This window comes from Candidatus Merdisoma sp. HCP28S3_D10 (assembly GCF_052065835.1).
Lineage (GTDB): Bacteria > Bacillota > Clostridia > Lachnospirales > Lachnospiraceae > Laedolimicola.
This window is the reverse complement of the sequence record NZ_JBQHTG010000001.1, coordinates 560302-578144: the sequence shown is the minus strand read 5'-3', so window position 1 is coordinate 578144 and position 17843 is coordinate 560302. Positions and strand designations below refer to the sequence as shown.

Genomic DNA, 17843 nt, shown 5'->3' with positions numbered 1-17843 from the left:
TGCAGGATAATCTGTGAAAAAAGAGGAGGAAGTGTTATGACCCAGGAAATGTTAAGTGTTGTTGACGGTCAGCTGTTTGCTGTCTGGTTCCTGATTGGAGCCGCGCTGGTATTCTGGATGCAGGCAGGATTTGCCATGGTGGAGGCAGGCTTTACGAGAGCCAAGAACACCGGTAATATCCTGATGAAGAATCTTATGGACTTCTGTATCGGTACTGTTGTGTTTATTCTGATTGGTTTTGGGCTGCTTCTCGGTGAGGACGTGGTCGGACTCATCGGAAAGCCCGGTTTTGATATTTTTACAGCTTATGGAGAGTTTGATTATTCCAGCTTTGTATTTAACCTGGTATTCTGCGCCACGACAGCGACGATTGTATCCGGCGCCATGGCAGAGAGAACAAAGTTCCTTTCCTACTGTGTATACTCCGCTATCATTTCCGCGTTGGTGTATCCCATTGAGGCGCACTGGATCTGGGGCGGCGGCTGGCTCGCGCAGCTTGGCTTCCATGATTTCGCAGGATCCTGCGCAATCCATATGGTAGGCGGCTGCAGCGCGCTGATTGGCGCGAAGATTCTCGGACCCCGTATCGGAAAATTCGGAAAGGATAAGAAAGGAAAGATTATCAAGGTAAACGCGTTTCCGGGACACAACCTGCCCCTGGGCTGTCTGGGCTGCTTCATTTTGTGGCTGGGCTGGTACGGCTTCAACGGCGCGGCCTGCACAAGCGTAGAGCAGCTGGGAAGCGTATTTCTGACTACAACGGTGGCTCCTGCTGTGGCAACCATAGTGTGTATGGTATTTACCTGGATCCGTTACGGCAAGCCGGACGTATCCATGTGCCTGAATGCGTCTCTGGCAGGTCTGGTAGCGATTACAGCTCCCTGTGATGTGACAGACTGTCTCGGTGCAATTATCATCGGTGCGGTGGCAGGCGTCCTGGTGGTATTCGGCGTATGGTTTCTGGATTATGTGCTGCATGTGGACGATCCGGTTGGCGCGGTAGCCGTTCATTTCATGAATGGTATGTGGGGAACCATTGCGGTAGGTCTTTTCGCGACAACCAGCGCTCCGGGAAATGATACGCTGATAGGCCTTTTCTACGGCGGTGGTTTTACGCTTCTGGGCAAACAGCTTCTGGGCATGGTTTCCGTACTCGCCTGGACCGGAGTCACCATGACGCTGGTATTCTTCTTTATCAAGGCAGTGTTCGGACTCCGGGTAAGTGAGACAGAAGAAATTGTAGGTCTGGATTCCTGTGAGCATGGACTTCCCTCCGCTTATGCCGGCTTCAGCATTATGGATATCTCCAATACCATGACCATGGAGGTAAATGAGAACACCAATCTGGGCGTAGATGAATATGAGGCAGCTTCCGAGGTCCAGAAGAACGCGGCGGTGAAGGTCATCCAGCCGGCGGTATCCGCAACGGGTATTTACAAGGTATCCATCATTGCGAAGCTGTCACGTTATGACAAGCTGAAGAAGGCCATGAACGATATCGGCGTAACAGGTATGACTGTAACCCAGGTTATGGGCTGCGGTATCCAGAAGGGCGCAGGTGAGAAATATCGTGGCGTTGAGATGGACGCAACCCTGCTTCCCAAGGTAAAGGTAGAGGTGATTGTCGGAAGTATCCCGGTAGATACAGTGATCGAGGCAGCTAAGAAGGCTTTGTATACCGGACATATCGGAGATGGCAAGATCTTTGTATACAGTGTGGATAAGGTGGTTAAGGTCCGTACCGGCGAAGTGGATATGGACGCTCTGCAGGATGTAGAATAAATAAAAAGCCCCTCTTCATGCAAGTGACTGCATGAAGAGGGGCTTTTTAAACAATGTGCTTTATTTACGCCGCGAATTTCTGCCAGTATCCCATCACAAGGATAAAGAGCACAATCAGCGGAAGGATGTAGCTGACATAAAATCTGGCCCATTTCGGGAACTTGATTCCCTTACCGGCGTCTGCCTCGGCAATGAAATTATCCCAGCCCCAGCCATAGCGGCTGGTACAGAACAGCAGGTAGAGCAGGCTTCCCAGGGGAAGCAGGTTGTTGGATACGATAAAGTCCTCCAGATCCTGGATAGTGCTTCCGGCTCCCAGGGGCGCGATACCGCTCCATACATTGAAGCCCAGTACGCAGGGCAGGGACAGCACCAGAATCAGAACCAGGTTTACAAGGACAGATTTTTTACGGGTCCAGCCCCACAGGTCAATGCCGAAGCTGATGATATTTTCAAAGACGGCAATGATGGTGGACAGGGCCGCAAAGCTCATAAAGATAAAAAACAGGGTTCCCCACAGTCTTCCGGCAGCCATCTGGTTGAAGATATTCGGCAGGGTGACAAAGACCAGTCCGGGTCCCTCGCCCGGATCTACCCCGAAGGCAAAGCAGGCCGGGAAAATCACCAGTCCGGCCATCAGGGCTACGATGGTGTCCAGAATACAGATATTGACAGATTCTCCCATCAGAGTGCGGTCACGGCTGATATAGCTGCCGAAGATGGCCATGGCACCGATGCCAAGACTTAGGGTAAAGAAGGCCTGTCCCATGGCTGCGAAGATGACCTCTCCGAGACCATTTTCCACGATTTTGCCGAAATCGGGAATCAGATAAAACTGAAGTCCCGCGGACGCGCCCGGGAGGGTCACGCTGCGGATGCAAAGCACGATCAGGATAATCAGTAGAAAGGACATCATGATTTTGGTGATGCGTTCAACGCCGTTCTGGAGTCCCATACTGCAGATACCGAAGGCCAGAAGTACAGCTACCACCATCCAGAAGGTCATCGAGCCCGGAGAGGACAGCATATCGTTGAATACGCCGCCCACCTGATCCGGAGCGAGCCCCTGGAAGGAACCGGAAGCCATCTTAAAGATATAGGAAATCATCCAGCCGCCCACGGTGGTATAGAACATCATCAGCAGGTAATTGCCCAGCATGGCCAGATAGCCCTCAATGTGCCATTTGGTGCCCTTGGGCTCCAGCACATGAAAGCTGCGCGCCGCGGATTTCCGGCTGGCGCGGCCCACCGCAAATTCCATAGCCATAATCGGCATACCTAAGATGATCAGAAAGACCAGATAAATCAGTACAAAGGCAGCTCCGCCGTATTTACCGGTGATATAAGGAAAGCGCCAGACATTTCCCAGTCCGATGGCGCAGCCGGCTGAAATCAGGATAAAGCCCAGCCGGGATGAAAAGCGTTCACGTTTTTCCATACAAAATTCTCCCTCTTATTTTAAATAAGTATAATCATAGCAAACAATGTACCAATGCGTCAATACAGCGGATTAAAGCGGTGAAATGCTGATAAAAAAGAACACTTTTCTGCTCTTTCAACAGAAAAGTGTTCGAAGGTTTTTCAAGATACCCTTAGCTTATGCTGTCTTGAAGATAGCGGTCCGGTAACGGTCCAGGACTACCAGAAGGATAGTTCCCACAATCGTAGCGGTCAGAAGCTCACCCACAGCGACGGTTCCCATCATAAAGGGAATGGGGAAGGGCTCGCCGTAGCCGTATTTCAATACCCAGGGAATGATAAGGGCATTGGCCACAACCGGCGGAACGGAAGCCAGATACCGGCTTTTGCCGCGAAGGGCGTAGGTGGCAAAGGCTGCGATCAGCGTAGCCACGCTTCCTGCGATTACATCCAGAAGGATACCGCCGCCCAGAAGATTGGCGATCAGACAGCCTACGAAAAGGCCGGGAATCGCAGCCGGGGTAAAGAACGGCAGAACCGTCAGCGCCTCGGCGATCCGGGTCTGGATGGGTCCGTAGCTGATAGGCTGGAAGACCACGCAGAGCACCACATAGATGGCAGCGATCATAGCTGCCTGGGTCATAAACTGTACCTTGTTTGTTTTCATATTCAGTTCTCCTTTAGTTTTGTTTTACGAGTGGAAGGTCACGAACACTCGATTCATTTAACGCCGGGAATCGGCGAAAGCCCAATAAGACCTTGTTTTTGTGGGCTTTGCAACAGGCGATAGTATAACATGGTTTAACTGAAAAATCAAGCCCCGGCAGTAAAAGCTTCCTATAGAAGAAAAGAGGAAAAATGTGAAAAATACGTTGACTTAAATGTTATAAAATGTTATGATGTGTTATACAGAACGGGATCAATGTAACAAATCTTAACAAAGGATGTATCGTTATGAATTTACTCAGAAAAGAGAGTATAGGAAAATATATCCAGGAGAAGGGCGCTGTTACCGTAAAGGAGCTGGGGGCTCTTTATCCGGAGGTCAGTCTGATGACCATCCACCGGGATTTGGAAAAGCTGGAGAAGGAAGGCCTGATTACCAGAAGCCGTGGAGGCGCAATTGCAGTGGTGCAGGGTTTGAGTCCCACAGAGGTTAAGCTGGAAGCGCGGATGCAGACGAACATGAAAGCAAAGCGCGAGATGGCGAAAAAGGCATTGAAGCTGATTGAACCGGGAAGCGCCATTTTTATGGACGCGGGAACCTCAAGTATCGCCCTGGCGCAGATGCTGCCGGACATGGATCTGAACATTTTTACGACGGCCCCCAATGTGGCCATTGAATTATCCAGGCTGTCCGCACCGACGATTCATATGTGCTGCGGAACACTGAACAGGCTGAACCAGGCAGTCTCAGGGCAGAGTACCCTGCAGATGCTTGGCGGGATCAATATCGCGCTGGCGTTCATCGGAGTATCCGGTTATGCGGACAAGGGTGGTTTTACCTGCGGTAAAGAGGATGAGATGTTAGTCAAACGGCTTATGCTGGAGCGGGCCGGAAAGAAGGTAATCCTGATGGACAGCTCCAAATGTGGAAAGATTCTTCCCTACACTTTTGGAAATGTGGAAGATGTGGATTATATCATTACCGATGGAGAACTTCCGGCATCCATAAGGGAACGGGCGGAAAAGTCCGGAACCCAGATTCTGTAGACAGAATCCTGAAAATGTGAGCAATAAAATGGAACTATATAGGAATTATAATGGAGGGTAAAAACATGGCAGTAGGCGTATTAATGCCAAAAGCGGGAATCACCGTAGAGGAATGTGTGATTACGGAATGGCTGAAGAAGAAGGGCGACCACGTCAATGTAGGCGACGTTCTTTTCACCTATGAGACGGATAAGGCGTCCTTTGAGTGCGAGTCCACAGCAGAAGGAGAATTACTGGAGATCTTCTATCAGGATGGAGATGAGGTACCGGTACTGGTCAATGTCTGTGCAATCGGACAGCCGGGAGACGATATTTCCGGAATTAAGGATGGAGGAGCAGCGCCTGCAGCACCGGCAGCAGAGGCATCGGCTCCGGCAGCAGCGCCCGCACCGGCGGCAGCACCGGCAGGCGGAGCCCATATGGCACAGGGAGTCCTGATGCCGAAGGCGGGAATCACCGTAGAGGAGTGCGTGATTACTGAGTGGCTGAAGAAAGAGGGAGATCAGGTCAATGTAGGCGATGTTCTCTTTACATATGAAACAGATAAGGCGTCCTTCGAGTGCGAGTCTACAGCGGCAGGACAGCTTCTGAAGATCTTCTATCAGGATGGCGATGAGGTACCGGTACTGGTGAATGTCTGCGCAATCGGACAGCCGGGAGACAGCATCGAAGGCCTGAAGGAGGGTACCGCGCCTGCAGCGGCACCTGCGGCAGAAGCAGCAGCACCGGCAGCAGCGCCCGCACCGGCGGCAGCACCGGCAGGCGGAGCCCATATGGCACAGGGAGTCCTGATGCCGAAGGCAGGAATCACCGTAGAGGAATGCGTGATTACCGAGTGGCTGAAGAAAGAGGGAGATCAGGTCAATGTAGGCGATGTTCTCTTTACATATGAAACAGATAAGGCGTCCTTCGAGTGCGAGTCCACAGCGGCAGGAACCTTGCTCAAGATTTTCTATGGCGACGGCGACGAAGTACCCGTGCTTGTAAATGTCTGCGCGGTAGGACAGCCGGGCGACAGCATCGAGGGTCTGAAGGAAGGTACCGCACCGGCGGCAGCGCCTGCAGCACCGGCAGCAGCACCGGCACCTGCTCCCGCGGCAGCGCCTGTAGCAGCGTCAAACGGCCCGGCCAACCCGGACGCAAAGGTATCCCCGAGAGCCAGAAAGGCAGCGGCAGAGCTTGGCGTAGACGCTACCGCAGCTACCGGCACAGGCGCTCACGGAAGAGTGATGGAGGTCGATGTGAAGAAGTATGCGGCAAGCGCACCGGCACCTGCTCCCGCGGTAGCGGCAGCACCGGCACCGGCAGCAGAAGCACCGGCTCCGAAGGCAGCACCGGCGGCAGCGCCTGCAGCAGATGGAGCAGAGTACACCGATGTGAAGTTCTCCGGCGTGAGAAAGGCGACCGCAAAGGGCATGATGAAGTCCTTAAGCACCATGGCTCAGCTGACCCATTATCATTCCTTTGACGCGTCCGCACTGCTGGCACTGAGAAAGCAGATCAAAGCCAACGGCGAGACCATGGGTATGCCGAATATTACACTGAATGATATGGTACTGTTCGCGGTATCCAGAATCCTTCTGCACCATCCGGATCTGAACGCGACCATGCCTCAGGAAAATATGCTCCGTCAGTATCATCACGTACATCTGGGAATGGCAGTGGATACACCCAAGGGACTGTTTGTACCGACCATTTTCAATGCGGATCAGATGAGTCTGGCAGAGATCAGCACAGAGGCAAAACGTCTGGCAAAGCTTTGCCAGGAGGGCAAGGCAACGCCGGATATGCTTTCCGGAGCGACCTTTACCGTATCCAACGTAGGTTCCCTGGGCGTAGAGATGTTTACACCTATTGTAAATCCGCCTCAGGTAGGTATCCTGGGCGTATGCGGAACCACGACCCGCATCAAGGAAGTCAACGGAGAGATCAAGCCCTACCAGGCGATGGGGCTGTGTCTGACCTACGACCACAGAGCCGTAGACGGTTCCCCGGCGTCACGCTTCGTGAAGGAGCTGTGCGGAGCGCTTGAGAACTTCTCACTTCTGATGATGAAATAATAAAAAAGCCAACCAACTTTCAAAGCCGGGGGCGACACCAACCCCGCCCTCGGCTACTGCCATAAGGGCAGGCAGGAAAGATACTGTTCAGCGGAAGCTGAATAATATAGAACTTAACAAAATCAAAAAAGGAGAAAAAACATGCCAAAGTCATTATATGTAGATCCGGACAAAATGCGTGCGGAAGGAAAAATCACATTTAAAGACATTCCGATCAATGTATACAAAAAAAGTGTAAAGGAAGAGGTAGAGGAAGGTAACTATACCAAAGAAGACCTGCTTCGTATCTACCGCGATATGAGTATCTGCCGTGAGTTCGAGGATATGCTGAACCAGATTAAGACACAGGCAAAATACGCAGACGTTGAGACTACTTATCCGGGTCCGGCTCATCTGTCCCTGGGACAGGAGGCAGCCGCAGTCGGCGAGGCTTATCTGCTGGGCAAGGAGGATTTCACCTTCGGAAGCCACAGAAGCCACAGTGAGATTCTTGCGAAGGGACTTTCCTGTATCCAGAAGCTTTCGGATAAAGAGCTGATGGACACCATGGAGAACTTCTTCGACGGCAAAACCCTGAAGGCAATCCAGACAGTCAGCAAGGCAGAGGGCGATGTAAAAGAGCTGGCTATCGAGTTCCTGGTATACGGCGCTCTGGCAGAGCTGTTTGCCCGTGAGAACGGTTTCCACAAGGGACTTGGCGGTTCCATGCATGCGTTCTTCCTGCCCTTCGGTATCTACCCGAACAATGCGCTGGTAGGCGGTTCCGCAACCATTGCGACAGGAGCATCCCTGTTTAAGAAATGTAATGACAAGGACGGCGTTGTAGTAGCAAACCTGGGAGACGGCTCCATGGGACGTGGTCCCGTGTGGGAGGCTCTTTCCTTTGCAACAATGGATCAGTACCGTACGCTGTGGGAGGAAGGAAAGAAGGGCGGCCTGCCGCTGATCTTCAACATCAACAATAACTCCTATGGTATGGGTGGACAAACCTGCGGCGAGACCATGGGCTATGGCGAGCTGGCACGTATGGGTGCAGGCGTAACCGAGAGCCAGCTTCACGCAGAGCGTGTAGACGGATACAATCCGCTGGCAGTTATCGACGCGTACAGAAGAAAGCTTCCGCTGGTTAAGAGCGGCGAAGGCCCGGTATTCCTGGATGTTGTTACATACCGTCTGCTCGGACATTCCACATCCGACCAGAACGCGTACCGTACCAAAGAGGAGATTGAGGCATGGAGAGCACAGGATCCGCTCATCACCTTCCGTAAGGCTATCGTAGACGCAGGTATTGCTGAGGACAGCGAGTTTGACGATATCTGGGCAAAGACCAAGGAAAGAATGGCTCGTATCTGCCGTCTGGCAGCAGACAAGGATGCTTCTCCGTACCTTGACTTTGACAAGGATCCGGCTATCGTAGAGCGCCTGATGCTGAACAACGGACATCAGCGCAGCATGGATACCACCAGAGAGCCGTCTGTAATGGGACCGAAGGAGAACTGCAAGCGTTACAACGATATCCAGAAGAAGGTTCGTACACACTATATCGATGGTACAGAAGTAAGCTCCATGAAGCGTTACAATATCCGTGACGCTATCTTCGAGCCCATGTTCAATAAATATTATGAAGACCCGACACTCATCGCTTACGGCGAGGATGTTCGTGACTGGGGCGGCGCGTTTGCCGTATACAGAGGATTTACCGATGTGATTCCTTACTCCAGATTGTTTAACTCCCCGATTTCCGAGTCTGCTATCGTGGGTACCGGCGTAGGCTATACCATGTGCGGCGGCCGCGCTGTCATCGAGCTGATGTACGGCGATTTCATCGGATGCTGCGGTGACGAGATCTTCAACCAGATGGCAAAATGGCAGGCTATGAGTGCCGGAATTCTGAAGATGCCGCTGATTCTTCGTGTATCTGTAGGATCCAAGTACGGCGCTCAGCACTCTCAGGACTGGACCGCTATGTGTGCTCATGTACCGGGACTGAAGGTTTGCTTCCCGGCTACCCCGTATGAAGCAAAGGGTCTGATGCAGGCAGCACTGAACGGAACTGACCCGGTTGTATTCTTTGAGAGCCAGAGAATCTACGACGTAGGAGAGAAGTTCCACGAGGGCGGCGTTCCGAAGGAAGAGTACGAAATCACCATGGGTGATGTAGATATCATTACAGAGGGATCTGATGTTACTATCCTGACTGTCGGCGCTACTCTGTACCGCGCATACGACGCAGTGAAGGAACTGAAGGAGAAATATGGTATCTCTGCAGAGCTTATCAACCTGCACAGCCTGGTACCGCTTGACTACACCAAGATTCTTGAATCTGTAAAGAAGACAGGCAAGGTGGTTCTGGCTTCTGACGCCTGCGCAAGAGGAAGCTTCCTGGACGATGTGGCTAAGAACATTACCACACTGGCATTTGATTATCTGGATGCACCGCCTGCAATCGTTGGCGCTCAGAACTGGATTACACCTCCGTTTGAGTACGACAAGTACTTCTTCCCGCAGAAGGAGTGGATCCTGGATGCCATCAACGAGAAGATTATGCCGCTTAAGGATTACAAGCCGGTAACCAATATGACAGCAGAAGAGGAAATCAGAAAGCTGAAGCTGGGTGTATAATTCACAGACAGGCAAATAAAAGGTAAGAGAGAATGAATAAAATAGGGCGTCCCACTATCGGGACGCCCTATTTTTGAAAGACGTATTGGATTACAGCAGATAATTTTTTGCGCCGGGACGGATAAAGTAAGTCCGGTGCAGCCGCAGGGCCAGTACCAGAGTCAGAAATTCCGCCACGGGAATAGCCAGCCAGGCTCCGGTTATTCCGAAAAACCGGGGCAGAGTGAGCAGGGACAGCACGATGAATACCAGAGTCCGCAGGAACGAGATGATCGCGGATACCCGGCCGTTGGACAGGGCGGTAAAGAAGCCGGAGGAGGCGATGTTAAAGCCGCTGAACAGAAAGTTGAAGGCAAAAATCCGAAAGCCCGCGTCGGCAAGCGTAAAGGTCTTAGGATCTCTGGTAAAGACAGAGACCAGAGGCGTGGAGGAGATAATGGCAATTACGGTCAGGACCACGGAGGAAGCCAGCACAAAGAGAAACGAGGTCCGGTAGATACTGCGAAGCTGCTTCCGGTTCCCGGCTCCGTACTGGAAACCTACGATGGGGCTGATGCCGATGGAAAAGCCCAGATAAAAGCCGTTGAACAGGAACTGCCCATAGAGCAGGATCGTAATGGCGGCTACGCCATTTTCCCCGGCCAGATCCAGCATGATCAGGTTGAACAGGAAGGTAATGATCGCGTTGGAGAGCTGGGTAACCATTTCGGAGGAACCGTTATAGCAGGCCATGAACAGCTCTTTCGGATGCAGCCGGAACCGGGTAAAGTACAGGTCTTTCCGGGAAAGCAGGAAGTAAAAGAGCCCGGCCACAGCCGGAACGGATTGGCCGATACCGGTGGCAATGGCAGCTCCGGCGATTCCCATGGGGAAAACCAGGATCAGGACATAGTCCAGAACCGCGTTCAGGATTCCGGCACCGATAGTCAGAAAAAGACCCAGGGCAGGCATACCGGCTGTCACCAGATAGGACTGGAACAGGGTCTGAAGCATGCAGGCCGGAGCGAACATCAGAGACACCGACAGATAAGCCCTGCAGTCTGCAAGCAGGACGTCTGTGGATCCCAGGATGCGGCAGAGGGGCGTCAGAAAGATCTGGGTCAGCATCAGAAGCAGCAGGCTGACGGCCAGACCGATGACGGTAAACTGGGTCAGGCATTCCCGGGCGTCCCTGCTCCGCCCTTCTCCCAGATATTTACTGATGATGGCGTTGCCGCCGGTGCCCAGCATGGTGGCGATGGCGATGACCACATTGATGACTGGAAATACAATATTCAGGGAAGACAGGGCGTTGCTTCCCAGGAAACGTGAGATAAAAATGCCGTCCACAATGGTGTAGAGGGACATGAAGATCATCATAATGATGGACGGAAACGCGAATTTTAAAAGCGCCCAGGGCGTGAAATGCTGATTTAACGACGTACTCATAACAAACTCCTTTATCATCTGTAAGGGATAGCATATCGAATAAGAAGGTATGCGTCAAGAATTATAAGGAAAATTTATTGAAATATTAAGGAATCTGCGGAAAAAATATGTTATGATAAAAGACGATAAGGAGGAGACGCAAATGAATCATTATTTTGTACAGACCTATACCTGGAACCCCTGGAGAAATCTGGCTGTGGAGAAGTATCTGGCTGATAAAATCGAGCCCGGCGATGTGGTGCTCTATCTTTGGCAGAACGAGCATACGGTAGTCATCGGACGGAATCAGAACGCGATCCGGGAATGCAAGGCCCAGCTTCTGGAGGAGGAGGGCGGCTTCCTGGCCAGACGTACCACCGGCGGCGGAGCCGTATATCACGATCTGGGCAATTTGAACTTTACCTTCCTGGCCTCACCGGAGTGTTATGATTTGGAGAAGCAGCTGAAGGTGATCCAGTCCGCCTGCCGGAAATTTGGCATCGAGACGCAGTTTTCCGGACGCAATGATATCATTACCCAGGACGGCTTCAAGTTCTCCGGAAACGCGTTTTCCAAAAATTCCCATTGCAATATCCAGCATGGAACCCTGATGGTGAATGTGGACGTGAGCCAGCTGGGCAGATATCTGACCCCGTCCAAGGAAAAAATGAAGGCGAAGGGCGTCAAATCCGTACAGTCCCGGGTATGCAACCTGAAGGATCTGAATCCGGAGATTACCACAGACGCGCTGCGGGCAGCCCTGAAGGAAAGTTTTGTGGAATCCTACGGTGATTTCGTGGAGCTGGATCCGGCTATTTTCGAAAATGAGGAAGTGCAGGAGACCTACAATCTCTATTCCTCCTGGGACTGGAAATTCGGGAAATCCCCCGAATGCGAGACCTCTTACAGCAAGCGCTTCGACTGGGGCGAGCTGGAGGTGTGGCTGCGTCTGAAGAATATGCACATCGAGGAACTCAAGATCTATTCGGATATGCTGGATGTGGAATTCCCGGCAAAGCTGGAGAAGCTGCTTCTGGGCCGCCGTTACGATATGGAGGATCTGGATGTGGAGCGGGATGCTGCGGATTTCACTCCGGAGCAGAGGGAAAAAGTGACAGAAGTGTGCCAGTGGCTGGCCCATTGTTCTTAAGAAATGCTTAAATTTCCCATGGACGAAAAAAAATGCTTTCCTTTTTGGAATTCCTTGTATATAATATAAGTTACGCAAATAGGTGCTTTACAGGAAGCATGAATAACTGCTTATAAATGTGTAAGACTGATATTATAGAAGAAATTGGATCCGGAAAGATTCGGTGAGAAAGGGGAATTTGAAAAATGGCAGGAACAGATATCGGAATTGACCTGGGTACAGCCAGTATCCTGGTATATATAAACGGAAAGGGCGTTGTATTAAAGGAGCCGTCCGTAGTAGCCTTTGACCGGGACACCAACAAGATTCGCGCCATCGGCGAGGAGGCAAGACTGATGCTGGGAAGAACTCCCGGCAATATCGTAGCGGTTCGTCCGCTGCGTCAGGGCGTTATCTCTGACTATACCGTTACTGAGAAGATGCTGAAGTATTTCATTCAGAAGGCAACCGGTAAGCGTTCTTTCCGCAGACCGCGTATCGCGGTATGCGTACCCAGCGGCGTGACCGAGGTAGAGAAGAAGGCGGTAGAGGATGCAACCTATCAGGCAGGCGCCAGGGAGGTTATGATCATCGAGGAGCCCATTGCGGCAGCCATCGGAGCCGGTATCGACATTTCCCGTCCCTGTGGAAATATGATCGTAGACATCGGAGGCGGTACCAGTGATATCGCGGTTATCTCTCTGGGCGGCGCTGTAGTCAGCACCTCCGTGAAGGTTGCGGGAGATGACTTTGACGAGGCTATCGTCCGTTATATGCGGAAAAAGCACAATCTTCTGATTGGCGAGCGTACCGCAGAGGATATCAAGATTAAGGTAGGTACCTGCTATCCCCGGGCTGAGGTGGATCGCATGAGCGTCCGCGGACGGAACCTGGTGACAGGTCTGCCGAAGTCCGTAGAAGTGACCTCTGAGGACTGCGAGGAGGCTCTCCGGGAGTCCACCATGCAGATTGTGGAGGCTGTCCACAGCGTGCTGGAGAAGACTCCGCCCGAGCTGGCAGCAGATATTGCGGACAGAGGAATCGTGCTTACAGGAGGCGGCGCTCTGCTTCGCGGACTGGAGGAGCTGTTGGAGGAGAAGACCGGTATCAATACCATGACCGCAGAGGACGCCATGAAGTGCGTTGCCATCGGCACCGGTAAATTCGTAGAGTTCATGGCCGGAAACCGGGATGAATAAAATTTGATTTCACAAAAGAGGGGCATGACGGAGACAGATCTGTCATGCCCATTTCTGTACATGGACACATAAAGGAGTAGTATGAAGCTGGAGGGATATGTAGAGCATATTATCTACCGGAATGCGGAAAACGGGTATTCGGTGCTGAATCTGGTATCAGATGAGGAAGAGATCACGGTGGTGGGCTTCTTTTCCTACATCAGCGAAGGCGAGCTGATTGAGATGGAGGGCGATTACACAGAGCATCCTCTGTATGGAAAGCAGTTTAAGTCCGAACGGTTTGAGGTTAAGACGCCGAAGGACGCTCTGGCCATGGAACGCTATCTGGCCAGCGGCGCGGTAAAGGGAATCGGCGCCGCGCTGGCGGCCCGGATTGTCCGGAGATTTGGGGCGAAAACCTTTGAAATCATGGAGCGGGAGCCGGAGCGCCTGGCGGAGGTAAAGGGAATCAGCGACCGGAAGGCCCGGGAGATTGCAGAACAGATGGAGGAAAAACGGGATCTGAGGGACGCCATGGTGTTTCTTCAGGAATACGGAATTTCTATGAATCTGGCTGTAAAAATTTACCAGCAGTATGGGCAGGAGATTTATCGGATTATAAAGGAAAATCCCTATCGGCTGGCGGACGATATTGCAGGCGTGGGCTTCCGGACAGCGGACGAGATCGCAAAAAGAGTGGGAATCCGGGAGGATTCGGATTTCCGGATCCGAAGCGGGATTCTGTATACCCTGCTGAACGCGGCGGCGGAGGGACATACCTGTATTCCCGAGTCCATGCTGTTTCGCCGGACGGTGGAGCTTCTGGGAGTGCCGCAGGAGGCTGTGGAGCGTCACGTGGACGAGCTCAGTATCGACCGGAAGCTGATCCGGAAAAGCCTGCCGGACAGCCGGGGACAGGAGGCTGTATTTGTCTACGGGGCTTCTTATTATTATGCGGAGCTCAGTATCGCAGCCATGCTGTACCATCTGAATCTGTCCCTGGACGAGACGGACGCGGTGATAGAAACCCGGCTTGCAAGGATAGAGAAAGCAACGAAGACCATGCTGGACGAACATCAGCGGGAGGCGGTGGCCGAGGCGGTGCGGAATGGTCTTCTGATTTTGACCGGAGGACCCGGCACCGGTAAGACCACCACCATCAATGCGATGATCCATTATTTTGAGGCGGAGAATCTGAGTATTTTTCTGGCGGCTCCCACCGGGCGGGCGGCCAAACGGATGACGGAGGCCACCGGCTGTCAGGCCCAGACCATTCACCGGATGCTGGAGCTGTCCGGCGGCCCGGAAAACGCGGTCGGCGGCCGGGCTATGTTCGCCCGGAACGAGGAGAATCCCCTGGAGGCAGATGTAATCATTATAGACGAGATGTCTATGGTGGATCTGCATCTGATGCAGGCGCTGTTAAAGGCGGTGGTACCGGGAACCAGACTGATTCTGGTGGGCGATGTAAACCAGCTTCCCAGCGTGGGGCCGGGCAGCATCCTGCAGGATATGATCCGGTCGGAGGCGTTTCCGGTGGTCAGACTTACCAAGATTTTCCGTCAGGCGGCAGAGAGCGACATCATTGTGAACGCCCATAAGATCAACCGGGGCGAGCAGGTGAGCCTGGATAACAAGAGCCGGGATTTCTTTTTCCTGCAGAGGCAGGATCCCAATCTGATTCTGCGGGTGGTGCTGGCTCTGGTACAGGAAAAAATGCCCCGCTATGTGGGCGCGGAGATTTCCGATATCCAGGTGCTGACGCCCATGCGGAAGGGCGCCCTGGGCGTAGACAATCTGAACCGGGTCCTGCAGCGGTATCTGAATCCGGAGGATCGGGACAAGGCAGAGATTCCCTTTGGACACGGAATCGTCACAGAGGACGGAGAAAGCGGAAAAGGGATCTTAAGAGTCGGCGATAAGGTCATGCAGATCCGCAACAACTATCAGCTGGAGTGGGAGATCCGCAACCGTTACGGCATTGCCATCGATAAAGGCGTGGGGGTATTCAACGGCGATATGGGAATCGTTCGGGCTATCAATACCTTTGCGGAAGAGGTTACTGTGGAATTTGATGAAGGGCGTATGGCCTCCTATCCCTTCAAACAGCTGGACGAGCTGGAGCTGGCCTACGCAATTACCGTACATAAGTCTCAGGGAAGCGAGTATCCGGCGGTGGTGATTCCGCTGCTCTCCGGTCCCCGTCCCCTGATGAACCGGAACCTTTTGTATACGGCGGTGACCCGGGCCAGATCCTGCGTTACTCTGGTGGGAAGCGCCGCCACCTTTCAGGCGATGATAGAAAATGGTACGGAACAGAAACGTTACACGGGTCTTTGCGAAACTATCAAATCTTATATATCCTCGCAGATGTCCGATCTGTGATGGAATAACCGGAAAATGGGACCGGCTGATCTGCGAGGGCTGCAAGAAGCTTCTGCAGCCGGTGGAGGAGCCAGTCTGCAAGCGCTGCGGGAAGCCCCTTTCCACGGAAGAGCCCGAATTTTGCCCCGACTGCGGCAGGAAAAACCATCTGTTTGAAAAGGGGCGGGCGGCGTTTGTCTATGACAGCGTGATGCGGGCCTCCATCAGTCGCTTCAAATACCACAACCGCAGGGAATATGCGGATTTTTATGCGGAGGAGCTGCTGAAGCGTTATGGCCGCACCCTTCGCTCCTGGCAGCCGGACGCGCTGATTCCCGTTCCCCTTCACAAAAGCCGGCTGCGCAGGCGTGGCTTTAACCAGGCTGCACTGGTGGCGGATCGCATGGGGGAACGGCTGGGAATTCCTGTGGAGAAGAAGCTTCTTCTGCGGGTAAAAAAGACCCGTCCCCAGAAGGAATTAGGCGACGCAGATCGCCGGGAGAATCTGAAAAATGCTTTCCAAGTCTGCGGGAATGATGTAAAATTAAAAAAAGCAGTGTTGCTGGACGATATCTATACCACAGGCAGCACCCTGGACGCGGCGGCGTCGGCTCTTCGGGCCGCGGGGGTGGAAAAAGTGTATTTTTTGAGCATTTGTATTGGAAGAGGCTTCTAAATATGCTATACTGAATAAGATTGAAAAGAAGTATAACCCAACAGAAATTTTGAGAGGTACGTATGGTAAACGAAGAAAAAATCAGACTTATGACGAAGGCGGCAGCCTTTGAATCAGGAGAGGGAAAGAAGGCCCTGGAGATGAACCGCTTTTTCAGAAGCGATTACATCAGCCTGCACCTGATCGGCGCATGGGTCTCCTACACGGTGGCTTTTATCCTGTGCGTGGGTCTCTGGGTTTTTTATAAAATGGAATATCTGCTGACTAACCTGCATAAGATGGATTTGGTTTCCCTTGGAAAAGGACTGGCGCTTCTGTATGCGGCGCTTCTGGGTATCTATCTGATTATTCAGTATATCGTGTACAGCGGCCGGTATCAGGAAAACCGGAAGAAGCTGACGGCATACAATCACATTCTGAAACACATTTCCGACATCTATCAGTCGGAGTCAGGCAGTACAAGTACGACAGAAGGAGCACAAGAAGAATGAAAACCTTACTGGAGCTGAGAGAAAAGCTGAAAATCTTTTTAAGCAAATATGATATTTATATTTATCCGGTGCTGAAGTTTATCATGGCGCTGACCACGTTCCTGTTGATTAACGGGCATGTAGGCTTCATGAAGAAGCTGGACAATCCGGGGATCGCCCTGGTGCTGGCCCTTCTGTGTTCCTTCCTTCCGGTGAATGTGACGGCGGTGTTCGCTGCGATTCTGATTCTGCTGCACGCTTACGCCCTTTCTATTGAGGTCTTTGCCATCACCTTTGTGGTGTTGGCCGTAATGCTTCTGCTATTTTTCAGCACAGCGCCCAAATTCGGCTATGTGCTGATTCTGACGCCGCTGGCCTTTGTATTCAAGATTCCGTATTTTGTTCCGCTGGCCATGGGACTGGTGTCCACGCCGGTGGCGGCGATCCCTACCGCCTGCGGCACGATTGTATATTTCCTGCTTCATTACCTGGCACTGAATACGGCTATGCTGGGAAGCACCCAGAACAGTACGGTTACAGAAAAGATTACCTATCTGCTGGACAATGTGCTGAACAATAAAGAAATGCTTCTGACAGTGGTAGCCTTTGCGCTGACGATTGTGATTGTATACATGATTCGGAGAATGTCTGTGGACTACGCCTGGACCATCGCTGTGGCGGCAGGCGCTGTGGCGGACGCGATTGTGCTTCTGACCGGAAGCCTGATTCTCGGAGTTTCCCCGAAGCTGTTCAGCGTAATTGTGGGGGGAATCGTATCCGCTGTGCTGGCGCTGGTTTTGCAGCTTACGGTGTTCAGCCTGGATTACTCCCGGACGGAATACGTACAGTTTGAGGACGACGAGTATTATTATTATGTAAAGGCCGTTCCGAAGATTACGATTGCGGTTTCAGAAAAAAAGGTGAAGAAAATCAACGCGCAGAAAGCGCCCCAGAGAAAAGCTTCATCGGGAAGAAAGAAAAGCAGCGCGCCGAAGGACTGATGAGCCGGGCGGCAGAGAGGAC

General features: G+C 52.4%; 13 protein-coding genes. 10 read left to right on the top strand and 3 right to left on the bottom strand.

From position 1 onward, the window contains the following. The first annotated feature begins 36 nt into the window (after positions 1-36). A complete protein-coding gene (locus ACTNCH_RS02675; protein ID WP_441015006.1) occupies positions 37-1782 on the top strand; it encodes an ammonium transporter in 1746 nt (581 codons plus the stop codon). A 64-nt stretch (positions 1783-1846) separates the two neighbouring features. Here the strand turns inward: ACTNCH_RS02675 and ACTNCH_RS02670 are convergent, their stop codons facing one another. Continuing rightward, positions 1847-3220, bottom strand: coding sequence for a sodium-dependent transporter (locus ACTNCH_RS02670; RefSeq protein ID WP_441015008.1), 1374 nt, complete (start codon positions 3218-3220; stop codon positions 1847-1849). 159 nt (positions 3221-3379) lie between these two features. Then, complete coding sequence (locus tag ACTNCH_RS02665) at positions 3380-3868, bottom strand: QueT transporter family protein (protein ID WP_441015010.1); 489 nt, start codon at positions 3866-3868, stop codon at positions 3380-3382. Between the two features lie 287 nt (positions 3869-4155). Here ACTNCH_RS02665 and ACTNCH_RS02660 point away from each other — a divergent pair, with 287 nt between their 5' ends. The 3 genes from ACTNCH_RS02660 to ACTNCH_RS02650 all read left to right on the top strand — a co-directional run bounded on the left by ACTNCH_RS02660 (position 4156) and on the right by ACTNCH_RS02650 (position 9596). Next, positions 4156-4914, top strand: a complete 759-nt coding sequence (locus ACTNCH_RS02660; RefSeq protein WP_441015012.1) for a DeoR/GlpR family DNA-binding transcription regulator — start codon at positions 4156-4158, stop codon at positions 4912-4914. Positions 4915-4979: 65 nt separating this feature from the next. Continuing rightward, positions 4980-6974, top strand: coding sequence for a 2-oxo acid dehydrogenase subunit E2 (locus ACTNCH_RS02655; RefSeq protein WP_441015014.1), 1995 nt, complete (start codon positions 4980-4982; stop codon positions 6972-6974). Positions 6975-7115: 141 nt separating this feature from the next. Beyond that, complete coding sequence (locus ACTNCH_RS02650) at positions 7116-9596, top strand: alpha-ketoacid dehydrogenase subunit alpha/beta (RefSeq protein ID WP_441015016.1); 2481 nt, start codon at positions 7116-7118, stop codon at positions 9594-9596. Between the two features lie 90 nt (positions 9597-9686). Here ACTNCH_RS02650 and ACTNCH_RS02645 read toward each other — a convergent pair whose 3' ends face one another. Next, on the bottom strand, positions 9687-11024 hold the full coding sequence (locus ACTNCH_RS02645) for an MATE family efflux transporter (protein ID WP_441015018.1): 1338 nt from the start codon (positions 11022-11024) through the stop codon (positions 9687-9689). Between the two features lie 142 nt (positions 11025-11166). On the opposite strand from ACTNCH_RS02645, the gene ACTNCH_RS02640 reads away from it, so the two are divergent. From ACTNCH_RS02640 to ACTNCH_RS02615, 6 genes are all read left to right on the top strand, one after another. Further along, a complete protein-coding gene (locus ACTNCH_RS02640) occupies positions 11167-12153 on the top strand; it encodes a lipoate--protein ligase (protein ID WP_441015020.1) in 987 nt (328 codons plus the stop codon). A 185-nt stretch (positions 12154-12338) separates the two neighbouring features. Next, positions 12339-13331, top strand: coding sequence for a rod shape-determining protein (locus tag ACTNCH_RS02635; RefSeq protein ID WP_441015022.1), 993 nt, complete (start codon positions 12339-12341; stop codon positions 13329-13331). 81 nt (positions 13332-13412) lie between these two features. After that, complete coding sequence (recD2, locus tag ACTNCH_RS02630; RefSeq protein ID WP_441015024.1) at positions 13413-15695, top strand: SF1B family DNA helicase RecD2; 2283 nt, start codon at positions 13413-13415, stop codon at positions 15693-15695. Then, positions 15616-16350, top strand: coding sequence for a ComF family protein (locus ACTNCH_RS02625; RefSeq protein WP_441015026.1), 735 nt, complete (start codon positions 15616-15618; stop codon positions 16348-16350). The genes recD2 and ACTNCH_RS02625 overlap by 80 nt, the downstream gene beginning before the upstream one ends. 62 nt (positions 16351-16412) lie before the next feature. Then, positions 16413-16841 carry a hypothetical protein gene (locus tag ACTNCH_RS02620; protein ID WP_441015028.1) on the top strand — a complete coding sequence of 143 codons (429 nt, stop codon included), beginning with the start codon at positions 16413-16415 and terminating at the stop codon, positions 16839-16841. Next, entirely contained in the window at positions 16838-17821 is a 984-nt protein-coding gene (locus tag ACTNCH_RS02615) for a hypothetical protein (protein WP_441015030.1), read from the top strand. The genes ACTNCH_RS02620 and ACTNCH_RS02615 overlap by 4 nt, the downstream gene beginning before the upstream one ends. Positions 17822-17843: the final 22 nt, after the last annotated feature.

Excerpts from the sequence above, each read along its gene's own strand:
- ACTNCH_RS02640 (WP_441015020.1), top strand. The coding sequence starts at position 11,167 with ATGAATCATTATTTTGTACAGACCTATACCTGGAACCCCTGGAGAAAT.
- ACTNCH_RS02615 (WP_441015030.1), top strand. The coding sequence starts at position 16,838 with ATGAAAACCTTACTGGAGCTGAGAGAAAAGCTGAAAATCTTTTTAAGC.
- ACTNCH_RS02660 (WP_441015012.1), top strand. The coding sequence starts at position 4,156 with ATGAATTTACTCAGAAAAGAGAGTATAGGAAAATATATCCAGGAGAAG.
- ACTNCH_RS02635 (WP_441015022.1), top strand. The coding sequence starts at position 12,339 with ATGGCAGGAACAGATATCGGAATTGACCTGGGTACAGCCAGTATCCTG.
- ACTNCH_RS02620 (WP_441015028.1), top strand. The coding sequence starts at position 16,413 with ATGGTAAACGAAGAAAAAATCAGACTTATGACGAAGGCGGCAGCCTTT.
- ACTNCH_RS02650 (WP_441015016.1), top strand. The coding sequence starts at position 7,116 with ATGCCAAAGTCATTATATGTAGATCCGGACAAAATGCGTGCGGAAGGA.
- recD2 (WP_441015024.1), top strand. The coding sequence starts at position 13,413 with ATGAAGCTGGAGGGATATGTAGAGCATATTATCTACCGGAATGCGGAA.
- ACTNCH_RS02655 (WP_441015014.1), top strand. The coding sequence starts at position 4,980 with ATGGCAGTAGGCGTATTAATGCCAAAAGCGGGAATCACCGTAGAGGAA.
- ACTNCH_RS02665 (WP_441015010.1), bottom strand. The coding sequence starts at position 3,868 with ATGAAAACAAACAAGGTACAGTTTATGACCCAGGCAGCTATGATCGCT.
- ACTNCH_RS02645 (WP_441015018.1), bottom strand. The coding sequence starts at position 11,024 with ATGAGTACGTCGTTAAATCAGCATTTCACGCCCTGGGCGCTTTTAAAA.
- ACTNCH_RS02625 (WP_441015026.1), top strand. The coding sequence starts at position 15,616 with ATGGTACGGAACAGAAACGTTACACGGGTCTTTGCGAAACTATCAAAT.
- ACTNCH_RS02670 (WP_441015008.1), bottom strand. The coding sequence starts at position 3,220 with ATGGAAAAACGTGAACGCTTTTCATCCCGGCTGGGCTTTATCCTGATT.
- ACTNCH_RS02675 (WP_441015006.1), top strand. The coding sequence starts at position 37 with ATGACCCAGGAAATGTTAAGTGTTGTTGACGGTCAGCTGTTTGCTGTC.